Raw genomic sequence first — 12893 nt, forward strand, 5'->3', positions numbered from 1 at the left:
ACCGGAGACCTTCAGCCATGAACACCGACACCCTGAACTGGACCGCCGTCTGCGCGGTGGACGACATCCTGCCCAACACCGGCGTGTGTGCCCGTCTGGGGCGCCACCATGTGGCCATCTTTCGCGTGGGCCACAACGAGCTGTATGCGATCGACAACATCGACCCGGTGTCGCACGCCAGCGTGATGTCGCGCGGCCTGGTGGGCAGCCTGGGCGAGCGCACCGTGGTGGCCTCGCCGCTGTACAAGCAGCACTTCGACCTGCGCAGTGGCGAATGCCTGGAAGACCCGGCCCTGTCGGTGCGTGCCTATGCGGTGCGCCTGGAGCTGGACCGGGTTCTGCTGGCCGCAGCCTGAGCGCGAGGGCTGCTCCATGCCGCACAAAGCCGAGATGCACCCTGCCGAGCCCGCTGTTTTGGCAACACAATATGGCTCCATGCACCAGTCCGTTTCTCAGCTCGTCCTGCGAGCCAAGCAACTCGAGATCGAGGCCCTGCGCCACCTGGAGGCCCGCGTCCAGCTGGCGGGCATCGTCGGCCAACTGATCGACGCCCTGCAGCGCGAGCGCGGGGCCAGCAGCGTCTACCTGGCCTCGGAGGGAGCGCGCTTCGGCGCCGAACGCGAGGCCGCCTGCGCCGTCAGCCAACCCCTGGAGGCCTTGCTGCGCGCCCAGGTCGAAGCCCAGATGGCGCCCGAGCAGGGCGCCTCGGCACGCCTGCTGTCGCTGATGGCCTGGGCCTTGCTCGACCTGGAGGCACTGGCCGCGCTGCGCTACCAGATCGAGCGCCGGGCCTTCAGCGCCAGCGATGCCGTGGGCGCCTACAGCCGCCTGATTGCCGGCCTGCTGGAGCTGGTGTTCTACATGGCCGATGCGGCCCCCTACCCCGAGGTGTCGCGCCTGCTGGTGGCCTTTGTGCACCTGGTGCAGGGCAAGGAGACGGCCGGCCAGGAGCGCGCCGTGGGCGCGCAGCTGTTTGCCTCGGGCCTGTGCCGCGACGAGCAGCAACAACGCCTGGTGCACCTGATCGATGCGCAGGAGCGCAGCCTGCGCCTGTTCGAAGAGTTTGCCGAGCCCGAGTTGCGCCAGCGCTGGCAACAGCTGCAGCTCAGCCCCAACACGGCCATGCTGGAGCGCCTGCGCCGCAGCCTGTGCATGGCGCGCGACGGCGCCGCCCTGGAGCCCCCCCTCAGCGAGACCTGGTTCGAGGTGGCCAGCGAGCGCATTGGCCAGCTCTGGCAGCTGCAGCAGGCCCTGCTCGACTGCCTGCACCAGGCCTGCGAAAGCCAGATCCAGCGTGCCCAGAGCGACTTGCAGGATTCGGCCGGCCTGCTGCGCCAGCTGCGCGACAACCCGCCGCCGCGTGCCCACGAGGCCGATCGCTTCTTTCAGCCCAGTGGCCTGGCCCAGGCAGCGGCCCCGGTGGCCAGCCCTGGTGCCGCCGACCCCGGCTCGGCTGCCTCCTTGGCCGGCCTGCTGCAGGCCCAGTCCGAGCGGCTGGCGCGCATGGAGGTCGAACTGGACGCGGCGCGCCGAGCCCTGCACGAGCGCAAGATCATCGAGCGCGCCAAGGGCGCCCTGATGGCCCGCCTGGGCCTCACCGAAGAGGCCGCTTTCCGCGCCCTGCAAAAAGCCTCCATGGACCACAACCGCCGCCTGCTCGACGTGGCCGAAGCCACGCTCAGCCTGCCCGACATGGTCGCCCCGGCGCAGCGCGGGGCGCAGCCCAAGTAAGCCAACGCCCTGATCGGCATTGGCCCCAGTTCAACCCAGCATCACCCACACCCGATCGCCCTCGATGCGCACCGGGTAGGTGCGCAGGTTTTGCGTCAGGGGTGCGCACAGGGCCTGGCCGGTGCAGATGTCGAAGCGGCCCTGGTGCAGGGGGCATTCGATCTCACGCCCTTCCAGAAAGCCGTCGCTGAGGCGGGCGGCACCGTGGGTGCACAGGTTGTCGCTGGCATACACCTCGCCCTCGCACTCGTAGACGGCAATGTCGCGCCCGGCGATGCGCACGCCCAGCACTTCGCCTTCGAACACATCGTCTCGGGCCAGGGCATCGGTCCAGGGGCCTGTCATAGCGCTTGTCATGGGGCTTCTCAGATGGGGTAGATGAGTGAGTTGGCGATCATTTCGCTGTCGTACACGCACAGGCGCGCGTGTAGCTTCAGGCCCGCGGGGGTGCTCACGATGTGGTCGTGGTACACGCCCACGTTGAACACGGTCGATTCGCCGTCGAGCTTGGTGCGGAACACGGCGTAGTTGGCCTGGGTGTGCAGCGCGCTCACGCGGCCATCCGGCCCGGTCTCGGTGCGCAGCACCCGGGGCAGGCCCACGATGTGGCGCTGGTAGTAGGGGTCGTGGTAGAGGGTCTCTTTCACGCCATACACCCGGTCGCGCATCATGGCCTGGCTCTCCAGGGCCAGCAGGCACAGGGGCAGGCCCTGCTCGTGGTTTTCGCGCGGCTGCAGGCGGTAGCTGCCGTCTTCGGTGAAGAAGTCGGGCCAGCGCTCCCAGTCGGCCGAGTCACAGGCCAGGGCGTAGTCGGTGTGCAGGGCCAGCAGCTGCTGGAAGGTGTCGAAATCAAGGGCTTGCATGGGGCTCATTCCTTCGTCACTCTTCCATCACCTGGCGCCAGTAGGCGTACATGCCGCGGATCAGGGTTTCGGTCACCATGTGCTCGCTGTCGGCAATGTCGCGCCCACCCATCTCCACCAGGGTGCGGTGCTCGGGTTTTTGTTCGAAGCCTTGCTGCGACCACTCGATCACCTCGCCGTCGTCGGCCGACACAAAGCCTGCCGGGCCGAACAGATTGGCCTGGGTGAGGCGGCGCTGCGTCATCTCGGGGCTGTCGTCCTCGAAGCCGAAATGCGTCCACACAAAATCAAACGAGCCCGTGCCATGCGGCTGGATGTGCCGCATCGACACGCTGTTGACCTGCTGCTGGATGATCAGGCTGGGGAACACCGTGGTCATCACCGCGGTCGGCCCGCCCCACCAGGGCTCGGGCACGATGTCGAGCAGGCGCGGGTCGTTCAGCTGCATGCTGGCCTTGAAGCTGTCCACGCCAGCCACCACCTCGGCCGCTGCTGCTGCAGGCTGCCCGCCCTGACCCCGGGTCGAGATCATGGCGGCATGCCGGTGGTGGGCGTCCATCTTCAGTGCCGACTTGTTGTCCGCCCGCCAGAGCCCGAAGGTGGAGAACCAGGTGTGCAGCAGCCCAGGGTGGTAGGGGTCCTTGATGTTCTCTTGCATGAGCTTCCAGTTGCCCGGAATGCGCTGGCGCCGGTAGCCCAGGATCTTCAGCGGCCGGCCGCTGAACACGCGGTCGAACCAGGGCAGGATGTTGGGGCCCAGGTAGTCCTCCAGCGACTCCACCGCGTGATCGAACGAGGCAAACACCACCCCGCCGCGGCACGCCACCTTGAGCCGCGTCAGGCCGTGTTCCTCGGGCTTGAAGTCTTTGGGCATGCCGCCCTGCACCTGGCCGTCCTGCTTCACGCCGCGGCGAAACGGCACCCCTTGCAGCTCGCCCTTGAGGCTGTAGTTCCACTGGTGGTAGGGGCACAGAAAATCCTTCGCCTGGCCGTGGCGCTCGCGGCAAAAGCGCATGCCACGGTGGGCGCACACGTTCTCGACCACGTTGATGCCGCCGTCCGCGTCGCGCACCATGATCACCGAGCGCTCGCCGATCACCGAACGCCTGAAGTCGCCCGGCTGCGGGATCTCGGCCTCCAGCCCCACATAGCACCAGTGGCCTTGGTAGAACAGGCGCTCCAGCTCACGCTGATAGAGGTCGGGCCGGGTGTAGGCCCAGAAGGGGATGCGGCTGGTATCGGGGCCCGGCCAGGCGGGCGCCGCGGCGCTGTGGGGTTGGCTCATGGTTGTTGGCCTGTGGGTGGGCAGGCTTGTCTCTTGTTGACGGCCATTCTGCGCAGCGGAGTGATATAAGTCCATGCAGTCAAATGCATAGATCGAATCACGGATGTGAATACCAGGGCCTGATCTGGCGCGAGCGGGCATCGCTGTGACTCCAACAAACGAAGTCTGTCGGGCGCAAATAGAGTTCGTCTGGAAAATTCCACATTGAAAAATATAGAAGTGCCTGATTGCGACGGTGTGCGTGTCGAGTCCTCGTGAGTTTTGAACTCTTGGTGCCAGAGTCGCACTGGCAAGTGGGCGTTTCGCTAGGCGGCACTCGGATCGGGAAGCCCACGGAATAGCTGAGGCCAGTGAACGACAACGCGTTCCAGTTTGGCCAGGCCCCGAGAACTCAAGGGCAAGAACGGCCTCGCAGAACCGTGCTCCGCTGTGCATCCACGACGCAGCAGAAGAGGAAGGCATGCCCTCCGTCGAGTTGATGATCAGCCCCGATAACGCCTGGCTGTGCTGATGGAGATGCCGCAGTCGATCAATCAGCTCTTCATCAGAAATCCGACGGGAGCGTGCCCGAAGGATCCCCTGGGCTGTGTAGAAATCGCCACAAACCGGTCAACCGATGTTCCGAGCCGCGGAGTACGTCCGGATGTCAACCGAGCATCTGCAGTACTCGACACACAAGCAGATCGCCCGTATTCGAGAGTACGCGCAACACGTGGCATTGAGCTCGTGAAAACCCATGCGGACGAAGGCAAGAGCAGCCTACGACTTGCCCGGCGGCTTTCCCGGTATCCACGCCAGCAGTCAGCATGATCCTTGCGCACAGTTCAACTGTGCTTGAGCCATGATTCTCATGGTGGTCGTGGTCAGTCTTGCGCTTGGTCTTTTGCCACAAGCGTTTGCGCGACTTTTGGCAGTCGGTCTTTTCGCAGTACGACTGCCTGGGAGATTGAGGCCCAGGTTCGAAGGCCTCTCCACGTGCGCTGCTCCAAGTTTTTCCATGGCGAACTCCGTTTGAGGTCGGACTCGATATGTCGTCAGATGCAACCTCAAACTGTGGTTCTTTCATTTGACCCTGTCCCATGTTTGGGTACCGCGTTGGCAACACAGTTGCCGGCATGACGGCGGTCACGCGGTGTGGTGCGGGTCGCGACCGGGGCTCTGTGGCGCAGGGTCCACGGCTTGAGTTGAACCGCGCCCTAGGAAGGCGAAAACCATGACAGCGGTCGCGGCCGTCACGCTGGCCAGCACCCTCGCCAAGGTCGCGAACGCGCTCTGATAGGCGGTCTGGTAGACGCTGGCCATCGCCGCGGGCGAGATCGGGTGCCACAGCTGGACCGCGCCGCTCAAATCTCCCGCGACGAGCCGCTGAGCGACAGCAGCGGCCACTTCCGCAGGAACAGCACTGCGCTGCACCAACTGGTTGGCAACCAGTGCCGACAGCGCCGCCGCCACGATCGCCAGCGCCAGGCCTTCACCCGCGACCCTGGTGGTGCTGAAGATGCCGGTCGCCATGCCCGCCCGCTCCTTGGGCACGACGCTGACGGCCAGCCCGTCCATCAGGCCCCACGGCAGACCCATGCCCACGCCAATCACCAACATCGGCCCCAGCGCGGCCTGCCCGGTTCCCGCCACGCTGAGCCAGGCCAGCCCCGCCGCACTCAGCAGCAAACCAGCACCGCACAGGGAGGCGGCCGAGAAGCGGCGTGCCAACAGCGCAGCGGCCGTGGGGAGCAAGAGCAGCGGTGCCGACAAGGCCACCATCCACAACCCCGCTTGCGCGGTGGACACCCCTTCGATCCCCACGAAGCGCACCGGCAGCAACACCAGCAGCACAACGTAGCCATAGGCTGGCGCGGCCGCCAGAAGCTGCACCCCCACGAAGCGCGGGTAACGGAACAGGCTCAGGTCGAGCATCGGCCGCTCGGCGTGCCGTTCAATGCGGACGAAGCAGGCCAGCAACAGCGCCGCACCAAACAGAGCCGCAATGGTTGAAAGGCCGCCCCAGCCGGATTCGGGCGCCTTGAGCAGGCCAAAGGTAAAAAGCGCCAGCGCCAGCGTGAACGTGATGGCCCCGGGCCCATCCAGCCGCGTCGCCTTCGGGTCGCGCGATTCGCGCAAAACGGGCGCGGCCACCATCCAGGCCATGGCTGCGCACGCGGCCACCAGCACGAAGATCGCGCGCCATCCGAGCACGGCAGTGAGCCAACCGGCGGCCACCGGACCGAGCGTCAAGCCCACCCCAAAGCTCGTACCCAACAGGCTGAAAGCACGCAGCCGCGACGGCCCCTCGAACGCCTGGGCCAGTGCCGCGGCTCCACCAGCGAACACGGCGGCGCTGGCCACCCCTTGCGCCGCGCGCAATAGATTGAACACGAACAGGCCAGGAGCACCCATCAAGGCCAGCGAAGCCAACACGAAGCCGGCAATGCCCAGGGCAAACACCCTGCGTCGGCCGTGGCGGTCTGCCAGCGCCCCGGCCAGCATCAGGAAGCTGCCGAAGCCCAGCATGAAGCCATTCGTGACCCAGGCCAGGGCCACGGGGGATCCGCCCAGGCTCTGGGCAATGTCGCGCAGTGCGATGGCCGGCCCGGTGAACGTCATGGGCATGGCCGCCGAGGCCAGACACACGCCGGCCAGGACACGCCAGGCAGACAAACGAGAAGGAAGTGAGGTCTTGTGCATGGCACAGAGGCTAAGGAGGATTGAATGGAAAATAAACGAGTCAAAATTCCGTTGTTAGCGGAATAAATCTCTTTAATAAAAGGGCCGAACCGGCAATGGACAAACTCAGCGGCATCAGCGCCTTCGTGAAAACCGCAGAGCTGGGCAGCTTTGTGGCAGCCAGCCGCGTGCTGGAGATTTCGGCCTCGGCGGTTGGCAAGGCGGTGGTGCGACTGGAGCGGCAACTCGGCGTGCGCCTGCTCCAGCGCAGCACCCGGCGCGTTCAACCCACCGAAGAGGGGCTGCTCTTTCTGGAGCGCTGTCGGCAGATCCTCGATGACCTCGAGGACGCGCAGGCCATGTTGATGCAGACGACGGAACGCCCGCGCGGGCGTCTTCGGGTCAGCGCACCCATTGTCAGCTACCACTTCCTGCTACCGCTGATCCCGGACTTCCGCGCACGCCATCCCGAGGTGCAGCTTGACATCGACTTCAACGACCGGATCGTCGATCTGATCGACGAAGGCATCGATATCGCCATCCGCAGCGGCTCGCTGCCCGACTCCCGCCTGGTCTCGCGGCCCCTGCAGGCTTTCCGGCTGTTGCTTTGTGCGTCTCCCGTCTACCTTGCCCGGCATGGCACGCCTCGCACGGTCCGTGATCTGGCGCGGCATGCGGGTGTGCGCTTCCGGTTCCCGAACTCGGGCAAGCTGCAGGAATGGCCGCTGCCGCCTGCGGAGGCTGACGCCGAACTGCGGGTGGGGACTGCGCTGGTCTGCAACAACATGGAGGCGGTGCTGGGCGCAACCCTGCGCGGCCTGGGCATCGGATGCATGCCGGATTTCCTGGTCGACCGGGCGTTGGCCAGTGGCGAACTCGTCAGCGTGCTCGGCGAACGCCAGGGTGCCGACGGTCAGTTCAATGCCATTTGGCCGTCGAGCCGGCATCTATCGCCCAAGGTGCGGGTGTTCGTCGATCACCTGAGCGAGAGGCTGGGCGGATGACGGGCCTTTCGAATACCCTTTGGTACCTCGACTGGAAGCCGGCGAGGAGGGCGGGCCTCACGATGAATCCTGCATCACGGCCTCTCGAACCAAGACCAAGGCGCGCCGGAGTTCGTCCTCCGGGACCGAGCCCAGCGCGACCCGGATGGCATGCGGAACATGCGGGGTGGTTGCAAAGGCTTCCGCCGTGGACACGGCCACCCCACGCTGCGCCAACGCGGCAGCGATGCGGTCTGCGCGTTGATCCTCACCCAGCGGGCACCACAGGAAATAGGCGTTGGGGTGGGCGACGAGGGGCATCCCCGCGAAGGTCTTGCCGGCGATGGCCTGCCGTCGCGTGGCATCTTTGCGCTTCAGGGCTTCAAGCCGCGCGACGGTGCCGTCCTCGATCCAGGAGCAGGCGATTGAAGTGATCACACCTGCCGTGTTCCACGAGGTTGCCCTTACCGCCCGCTCGAGTGCGGGCACCAGTGAAGGTGCCGCGGCGACGAAGCCGAAGCGCAGACCGGTCGCCACGCTTTTGGACAGACTCGACACATAGACCGTGCGCTCCGGCGCCAGCACGGCAAGGGGGGCCGGCGCGGCGGGCACGAGATAGGCATAGGCTGCGTCCTCGATCACCAGCAGCTCATGCTTGCGGGCGATCGACACCAGTCGCTGGCGCGCCTGCGCATGCATCACGCAGCCCAAGGGGTTGTGCACGGTCGGCATGCTGTAGATGGCGCGCACCGGCCTGGTCTTGCACAAACGCTCAAGTGCCTCGAGATCCGTACCCGCAGGCCCGACTGGAACCGGCGCGAGGTCCAGGCGCAGTTTCTCGGCCAGCACGCGGAAGCCGGGATAGGTCAGTGCATCAACCGCCACCACATCGCCCGGGTTCAGCAGACCCAGTGCCGTGACAGCCAAGCCGTGCTGTGCGCCGTTCACGATCAGCACCTGGTCCGCTGTCACGCGCAGCCGGCGTGTCTGCAAATGCCGCGCCACGATGGCACGTTCGTGGGGACGGCCACCATGCGCCTGGTAGTGCAGCAGCGATTCCAGATCCCCCGACAGTGCCAGACTGCGCAACGCGTCGCGCAGCAGGCCCACCTGCCCCGGGACGCTGGGCGCGTTGAAGGTCAGATCGACGGCGTTCGCATGCGGCGCGATCTGGTCAATGCCCGCGCCGCGCGCATAGGACGTATCACGCACAAAGGTGCCCCGACCGGTTTCACCCACCACCAAGCCCATGGCTTCAAGTTCGGCATAGACGCGACTGGCCGTGGACAGTGCCAGGCCGCGTGTGCGGGCCAGTTGGCGGTGCGTGGGCAGGCGGTCCGACGGTCGCAGCCGCCCGGCACGGATTTCTGTCGCCAGCGCATCGACAACCTGCTTGTAACGAACCTGCCCCATGCAGCACTCCCGAATGTATCCATGACAATTTCTTGATTGTATTTATTGGCATCCATACGATGTGCTGCACAGCCGGACGCGCTCGTTCGGGACAAGGACACACCATGCACATCGCAATACTGACTTTCGACGGCTTCAACGAACTGGACTCCTTGATCGCACTCGGCGTTTTGAACCGGGTGAAGCGTCCAGGCTGGCGCGTCTCTCTGGCCTGCCCATCCGCGCGGGTGTCTTCGATGAACGGGGTGACCCTGGACGCCCAGGCCTCGCTGGCAGACGCCTGCAAGGCCGATGCCGTGCTGGTGGGGAGCGGCATACGCACGCGGGAGGTGGTGCAGGACGCTGCGCTGATGGCGCAACTGAACCTCGCGCCAGCACGGCAATTGTTGGGCGCGCAGTGCTCAGGGACCTTGGTGCTGGCCAGATTGGGACTGCTCGATGGTGTTCCGGCCTGTACCGACCTGACCACCAAGCCTTGGGTGGAAGCCGCCGGTGTACGTGTGCTGAACCAGCCCTTGTTCTTCAAGGGCAACGTGGCCACCGCCGGCGGCTGCCTGGCTTCGCATTACCTGGCTGCATGGGTGATCGCTCGGCTGGTGGGTCTGGATGCCGCGGCGCAGGCGATCCACTACGTCGCGCCGGTCGGAGAGAAGGACGAATACGTCACGCGGGCCATAGGCCACATCGAGCAGGCCTTGTTGGAGTCGGCGCCATGATCTTTGCCGCTGGAATACCTGCTGCCGAACACGCGCAGCCCGATGACGTGGCGCAGATCGCCCAGCTCGTCAATTGTGCCTACCGCCCGGGTGACGGCCCTCAAGGATGGACACATGAGGCGGAGTTGGTCTCTGGCGCCCGGATCACGGCAGCGCAAGTGGCCGCATTGTTCGGCGACGATTCCTCCGTGCTGGTCGTGCGTCAGGACACCCATGTGGTGGCCTGTGTCCACGTCGTGTGCACGGGCCCCAGTTGCACGATCGGCATGCTCGCCACCGATCCGCAGCGACAGTCGCTGGGCGTCGGCAAGCACCTGCTGGCTGCCGCAGAGCATCTGGCGCGGCAGAGGTATGGCGCGAAGGTACTGACCATGTTCGTGCTTTCAGAGCGCCCGGAATTGTTGGCCTATTACCAGCGGCGGGGTTATGCGTTGACCGGACGCTCCGAGCCCTATCCGGTGAATGCGCATGTGGGCTTCCCTGTGAAACAAAACCTGCGGGTACTGGTGCTGGAAAAACAAGTAGACAGGTCGTAACGTAGTCGACGTGGCCTAGAGGCCCGTCAGGAATTGGCATCACATGGCGGTGTATGCCGATCGGCGTACGCCGAGGTAACGCTGGAACCAGTTGATCGCCGCCTGGGATGTGCTGTCGAAGTCTCGTTCGTAGACGTCGAAGTGCCCGGCTCCCGGCACGATACGCAAAGCCTTGGGTTCCAGGGCGCGAGCATAAGCGCTCAGTGCCAGATCCGTGGGCGTAACGCGGTCGTGTTCGGCCACCTGCATCAACAGCGCCGTCGGGCTGACTCGGTCGATGAAATCCACCGGGTTGTAGCCACGTGCCGCTTCAACCGACCGCAACGTGACCTCCGGCACGGCGCCGGGGGCTCGTGCATAGGCGGCGGTGTACCAGTCCACGGCCTCCTGGCTGCGGTAGATCGCATTGGAGTTCGCATCGCCCATCAGGCGCAACCGGGCCGGGGCTTCGCCACGGGCGCGGCGCAAGCGTTCTTCGGCAAAGCGCAATAGCAGCGCGGCCTCAGCCTCACCTGACGCCCGACGCTGGGCTGTCTGGCTGCCATGCGTGGTGGGCACTTGCACGGCCACGCAGCGCACACGCCGGTCCGTGGCGGCGACCACCAGCGCATGACCGCCGCTGTAACTGCTGCCCCAGACGCCGATGCGCGCCGGATCCACGGCCGGCAGACTGCTGGCATAGGTGATGGCGTGCCGCAGGTCTTCCACCTGGCGCCAGGGATCGATCTCCTGCCGCGGCTCGCCGCCGCTGGCTCCGAAGCCGCGGTGGTCGTAGAGCAGCACGGCCAGCCCTGCCGTCGCGAAGGCTTCAGCGTAGCGGTCGGTGAACATCTCCTTCGTCGTGCCGTAACCACCAGCCATCACCACGGCCGGCGTGCGTCGTGCCGGCCCGCTGCCGGTGGGCAAGTAGAGCCAGCCCCTCAGTTGAACACCATCGGCATCGAACGCCTCGTCGTGTCGGCTGAAGCTGGTCTGCGGCGCAAAGGTGGCAGAGGCTCGTACGAGCAACTCGCGTAGCAGTGGAGAGATCCCCAGCGCCTTGGGAACCTCCGGCAGTTGGGACAGCACCTCCGGGTGGATGTAGAGCGTGCGCAAGGCAACGGGTCCGCAGGCCTGCATGTCATGCAACAGGCCCGGGGGCATCCACAGCGCATGCAATGGCGGCACGAGCCAGAAGCCCTGTTCGGTACGCACCTTCATCAAGCCGGAAACCGCGTGGATGAGCTGCCCTCGGACATGGGCGTGCCAACCCACGACGAAGCCGTCTGGATAGTCCTTGGGCATCACTCCCAGGGGTGACTCAGCCTGCTCGTAGTCGTGGCGGTTGGTGCTCTTGCTCGCGGCCTGCATGTACATGCGAACATCGTAGGCGAATCCCCTGACACGATGGCCGAAAACGGCCAGGAGCCGCGGTTCACAAGCCCTGTCCTTTGTACATTCACGCGTCGGCTTTTCCGTAACCGGCCATCCGCTCGATAAGATGCTCCCCCCTTGCCATGCTCGGCCCTATGCGCAGGTTTCATAAAAAAGACCGTAGCGCCCGCTTGCTCGCTTGATTCGCGCAAAGCCGAGTTCGCCCAGGTGCATGCCAGCGATCAAGAGTCCCTCCGAACTGACCAACTCTAGAAGTCGTGATCGCGTGGTGGCCGCCAGAGAAGGGTCTTGATCGAATGCAATCGACACGTCAGGCCGACTGATCTGGATGTTAGGAAAATGAACAATGTCTCCCCAGACAAGCAGACCTGAATCATGGGATTCCACGAGATATCCGGTGTGGCCGTCGGTGTGGCCTGCCAGCGGCATCGCCCTGACGCCGGGAAGCACTTCCTCCGCATCGAAAGTACGGCGCTTGTCGCGATAAGCATCAAACACTTGCCGCGCAATCAGAAAGTTGCCGCGGGCATGCTCGCTGGCCCGACTCAGATTTGCGTCATCCTGCCAAAACTCGAGCTCCCGCCGATGAACAACCAACTCCGCGTTCGGAAAGGCCATTTCTCCGGCGGTGTCCACCAGCCCGCCAACATGGTCGGGGTGGGCGTGCGTGAGTAGGATGGTGTCAATTTCGGATGGATCAACGCCAGCCAGCGATAGATTGGCTCTCAGGCGGCCGCCCCATTTCTTGATGCCGCCAGCGCCACCGTCGATGAGAATCGTGTGGCCCGCTCCGCGAACCAGGTAGCAGTTGATGTGCACGGCAGAAGGCACCTTCTGCCCTGCGTCACTTTGCATTCTGGAGGCCTCGGCCGGGTCGATGTTTGACAGGAAGTCCAGGCTGGCGTTGAGGTAGCCATCGCTGATTGCCGTGATCGTGAAATTTCCGGCTCGTTGGCTTGGAAAGGGATGGGTAGACAATGTTCTTGCTCCGGAAGACTCATCAATTTCGAGCGTGGACGTTCGAGGCGGCATGACCAAAGCATCGGATGCGCGCCTTGAGACCCGTGCAGCGCGCAATGGCCTCGTCCAGACCATCCATCAACTTGTTCATGACGGAGGGCGTGCGAAAGCTCTCGAGCCGGTATTGGACTTCTGCGAAGACGGGATGTCCTTGACCATGGCGAACGTCGATGTAGATGACATGAACGTTTTCGAGCGCCGCTTGAAGAACACTCGTGCAGAGTTCGAGGCAGTGACGGGAAAGCTCGGCCCGCTGCTCATCGGACGGCATTTCCTCTGAGCGAATATAGAAGGTGACGTTGGGCATTGCG

Annotated in this window: 13 protein-coding genes and 2 pseudogenes; 6 read left to right on the plus strand and 9 right to left on the minus strand. The window is 65.0% G+C overall.

The features are described from left to right. The first annotated feature begins 17 nt into the window (after positions 1 to 17). Together nirD and F624_RS0100225 are read left to right on the plus strand one after the other, a co-directional pair. Positions 18 to 356 carry a nitrite reductase small subunit NirD gene (nirD, locus tag F624_RS0100220; RefSeq protein ID WP_019572229.1) on the plus strand — a complete coding sequence of 113 codons (339 nt, stop codon included), beginning with the start codon at positions 18 to 20 and terminating at the stop codon, positions 354 to 356. Positions 357 to 435: 79 nt separating this feature from the next. Beyond that, positions 436 to 1731, plus strand: a complete 1296-nt coding sequence (locus F624_RS0100225; protein WP_019572230.1) for a nitrate- and nitrite sensing domain-containing protein — start codon at positions 436 to 438, stop codon at positions 1729 to 1731. A gap of 30 nt (positions 1732 to 1761) precedes the next feature. On the opposite strand, the gene F624_RS0100230 is transcribed toward F624_RS0100225, so the two are convergent. The 4 genes and pseudogenes from F624_RS0100230 to F624_RS36425 all read right to left on the minus strand — a co-directional run. Then, entirely contained in the window at positions 1762 to 2076 is a 315-nt protein-coding gene (locus tag F624_RS0100230) for a non-heme iron oxygenase ferredoxin subunit (RefSeq protein ID WP_019572231.1), read from the minus strand. 20 nt (positions 2077 to 2096) lie between these two features. After that, positions 2097 to 2594, minus strand: coding sequence for a nuclear transport factor 2 family protein (locus tag F624_RS0100235; protein WP_019572232.1), 498 nt, complete (start codon positions 2592 to 2594; stop codon positions 2097 to 2099). A 16-nt stretch (positions 2595 to 2610) separates the two neighbouring features. Continuing rightward, a complete protein-coding gene (locus tag F624_RS0100240; protein WP_019572233.1) occupies positions 2611 to 3879 on the minus strand; it encodes an aromatic ring-hydroxylating dioxygenase subunit alpha in 1269 nt (422 codons plus the stop codon). A gap of 444 nt (positions 3880 to 4323) precedes the next feature. Then, positions 4324 to 4473 (minus strand): annotated as a pseudogene (locus F624_RS36425) (recombinase family protein); the annotation flags it as partial. Positions 4474 to 4495: 22 nt separating this feature from the next. Between F624_RS36425 and F624_RS35585 the strand changes: the two are divergent. After that, positions 4496 to 4656: pseudogene (locus tag F624_RS35585) on the plus strand (recombinase family protein); the annotation flags it as partial. Positions 4657 to 5004: 348 nt separating this feature from the next. Here the strand turns inward: F624_RS35585 and F624_RS0100255 are convergent. After that, positions 5005 to 6561, minus strand: a complete 1557-nt coding sequence (locus tag F624_RS0100255) for an MFS transporter (protein ID WP_051107255.1) — start codon at positions 6559 to 6561, stop codon at positions 5005 to 5007. 95 nt (positions 6562 to 6656) lie between these two features. Between F624_RS0100255 and F624_RS0100260 the strand changes: the two genes are divergently transcribed. Then, entirely contained in the window at positions 6657 to 7544 is an 888-nt protein-coding gene (locus tag F624_RS0100260; protein ID WP_019572235.1) for a LysR family transcriptional regulator, read from the plus strand. A 57-nt stretch (positions 7545 to 7601) separates the two neighbouring features. Here the strand turns inward: F624_RS0100260 and F624_RS0100265 are convergent, their stop codons facing one another. Continuing rightward, positions 7602 to 8936, minus strand: coding sequence for an aminotransferase-like domain-containing protein (locus tag F624_RS0100265; protein ID WP_019572236.1), 1335 nt, complete (start codon positions 8934 to 8936; stop codon positions 7602 to 7604). Positions 8937 to 9040: 104 nt separating this feature from the next. On the opposite strand from F624_RS0100265, the gene F624_RS0100270 reads away from it, so the two are divergent. Both F624_RS0100270 and F624_RS0100275 read left to right on the plus strand, forming a co-directional pair. Continuing rightward, on the plus strand, positions 9041 to 9652 hold the full coding sequence (locus F624_RS0100270; RefSeq protein WP_031253713.1) for a DJ-1/PfpI family protein: 612 nt from the start codon (positions 9041 to 9043) through the stop codon (positions 9650 to 9652). Then, positions 9649 to 10188, plus strand: coding sequence for a GNAT family N-acetyltransferase (locus F624_RS0100275; protein WP_019572238.1), 540 nt, complete (start codon positions 9649 to 9651; stop codon positions 10186 to 10188). Before F624_RS0100270 ends, F624_RS0100275 begins: the two co-directional genes overlap by 4 nt. Positions 10189 to 10227: 39 nt before the next feature. Here the strand turns inward: F624_RS0100275 and F624_RS0100280 are convergent, their stop codons facing one another. The 3 genes from F624_RS0100280 to F624_RS35595 form a co-directional block, all read right to left on the minus strand. Beyond that, positions 10228 to 11544: an alpha/beta fold hydrolase gene (locus F624_RS0100280; protein ID WP_019572239.1), complete on the minus strand. Its 1317-nt coding sequence runs from the start codon at positions 11542 to 11544 to the stop codon at positions 10228 to 10230. Between the two features lie 150 nt (positions 11545 to 11694). Then, positions 11695 to 12540 (minus strand): MBL fold metallo-hydrolase, encoded by an 846-nt coding sequence (locus tag F624_RS0100285; RefSeq protein ID WP_019572240.1) that lies wholly within the window; start codon positions 12538 to 12540, stop codon positions 11695 to 11697. Positions 12541 to 12562: 22 nt separating this feature from the next. Continuing rightward, entirely contained in the window at positions 12563 to 12889 is a 327-nt protein-coding gene (locus F624_RS35595; RefSeq protein WP_084679353.1) for a tautomerase family protein, read from the minus strand. Positions 12890 to 12893 lie beyond the last annotated feature (4 nt).

Origin of the sequence: Curvibacter lanceolatus ATCC 14669, from assembly GCF_000381265.1 — a bacterium.
Taxonomy (GTDB): domain Bacteria; phylum Pseudomonadota; class Gammaproteobacteria; order Burkholderiales; family Burkholderiaceae_C; genus Curvibacter; species Curvibacter lanceolatus.